General features: G+C 40.7%; 2 protein-coding genes. One reads left to right on the top strand and one right to left on the bottom strand.

The features are described from left to right. Positions 1-267: 267 nt before the first annotated feature. The gene (locus F6K53_RS42530; RefSeq protein ID WP_293086579.1) at positions 268-432 is read right to left on the bottom strand and encodes a hypothetical protein; all 165 of its coding nucleotides are present in this window, start codon (positions 430-432) and stop codon (positions 268-270) included. A 489-nt stretch (positions 433-921) separates the two neighbouring features. On the opposite strand from F6K53_RS42530, the gene F6K53_RS42525 reads away from it, so the two are divergent. Next, on the top strand, positions 922-1,080 hold the full coding sequence (locus tag F6K53_RS42525; protein WP_293086576.1) for a hypothetical protein: 159 nt from the start codon (positions 922-924) through the stop codon (positions 1,078-1,080). The last annotated feature ends 333 nt before the right edge of the window (positions 1,081-1,413 follow it).

The raw sequence follows: 1,413 nt of genomic DNA, 5'->3' as shown, positions 1-1,413 counted from the left end.
GGAGTTGTGATCATCTACAGCATTCCTGTTTTGAGACAAATGCCAATCCTGGGTGCAGAAACCTTAGCTGCTGTTGCTACTGAGCGGAAGTATTTAGCCTTTGTCTATATTGGAAGCGTTTTCTTCGTTATTCCTGTACTACTTCTGAGTCTATCCACCTTGCTGTGACAGCTTACCACCTGAGCACCTCATTCCCGTCTTCGTGTATTGCTTCAAGAATACTCACTATAGCAATTATCAAATTAATGAGGTACAAATTTATGGGTTTTAGGGAACAGGGAGCAGGGACTTCGGAGCAGGGAACAGGGACTTCGGAGCAGGGACTTCGGAGCAGGGAGCAGGTAATAATGAAAAAACTATTTGTAGCTCATAGCTATGATAAACTCTATATATCCTTGTTAGGGAAGATGCGCGGCTGAGGCCTTTGGCCATTAGCTTCCGCGCTTATGCGATCGCATCGTAAGCATATGCGCGTAGCGCACGCTGCGCGAACAGCACTCAGCTGTCAGCCCTCAGCCATTAGCTTAGCTTGGCCATTTCCTTAGCGCATTATCTTAATACTTAAATCGCATCTTACCTACAACCAATAACATCCTGCCATGTTTGGAAGCCCCGTCTAGGCAAGAGCAGAGTGCTTACTATATGTAGTCAGCTTAAATATATAGTTGATTAATAATATTTATTGCTAAGCTAACCAGAGCAAGCCTTACTATAGCAAGGTTTATCTTCTTTAAGCCTAACTCTTAGCTTAAAGGTAAAGGAAAGCTTGAGCAAACTTTATCGAAATTTATTATCAATTATTGAATTTGGGCTTGCTTTTGAGTTAAAGTCTATAGAACAGACCCAATCACTGAGCTTTTCGAGCAATAGCCGAAAGGTTAAGCAGCAAAAGGGTGAATCTACACTAGATGGAGACAAATTATGTTAGAGCAAATACAAGGATTGACTGCTGAAAAGCGTGCTGTTAGCAAAATTCAAGTCGAAATCAAGGAAATCGTTCCTAATAATCCTCGTAAGACTAATGAATCTTGCCTAAATACTGACGCTGACGGTGGTGATCTCAGAAGCGAAGAATCCTGAGACGGTCTGGCCTTCTCAGGTAGCTATTGCTTCTGAGCCCAGAATTGCTAGCAATAATTAGTTGCTAATAATTTTGGAGTAATCCGAGCTTGTATCAGAAATTAGATAAATTTCTAAATTATCTTTCTGGTACAAGCTAGTTTTCTAGTATAATTTTTTTGTTAATAAATATTGTCAAATAGTCATGTCAGTGCTCGCAAAAATCCTCAAGCCTTATAGTGAGCAGAAATTCCTGGAATACCATTGGACGAGTAAAGCAGTATTTATCCCAAGTGAGGACGAAAGGAAGTTTGCTGATCTATTTTCTTGGCAAAAACTCACCCATCTGCTGAA

Origin of the sequence: Moorena sp. SIO4A1 (genome assembly GCF_010672065.1) — a bacterium.
In the GTDB taxonomy this organism is placed as follows: domain Bacteria; phylum Cyanobacteriota; class Cyanobacteriia; order Cyanobacteriales; family Coleofasciculaceae; genus Moorena.
This window is presented reverse-complemented; position numbering and strand designations above follow the sequence as displayed.

Excerpts from the sequence above, each read along its gene's own strand:
- F6K53_RS42530 (WP_293086579.1), bottom strand. The coding sequence starts at position 432 with ATGGCCAAAGGCCTCAGCCGCGCATCTTCCCTAACAAGGATATATAGA.
- F6K53_RS42525 (WP_293086576.1), top strand. The coding sequence starts at position 922 with ATGTTAGAGCAAATACAAGGATTGACTGCTGAAAAGCGTGCTGTTAGC.